At 68.6% G+C, this 223-nt stretch carries 1 pseudogene; it reads right to left on the bottom strand.

The annotated features are described in order from the left end of the window. Window positions 1-223: pseudogene (locus tag E4K09_RS26800) on the bottom strand (sensor histidine kinase); the annotation flags it as partial.

Below are 223 nucleotides of genomic sequence, written 5' to 3'. Positions count from 1 at the left end.
CCGCGGGTCGACACCCGCACGTCGAATCCCACCGCGCGCTGCGGCTCGACGATCTCCTCGACGAGATGGCTCAGCGAGACCGTCTCGAGGAAGCCTTCTTCCTCCTCCCCCATGGAGGTGAGCTTGGTGAGGATCGAGCGGCAGCGCTCCACCTGCTCCTGCAGGAGCCGCAGGTCCTCCGCCACCGGGCCGTCCTTGGGCAGGGCATGCGCAAGCTCCTTGG

Source organism: Microvirga pakistanensis (assembly GCF_004458765.1).
GTDB lineage: Bacteria > Pseudomonadota > Alphaproteobacteria > Rhizobiales > Beijerinckiaceae > Microvirga > Microvirga pakistanensis.
The sequence above is the reverse complement of the archived record's forward strand: the minus strand, read 5'-3'. Positions and strand labels throughout refer to the sequence as shown.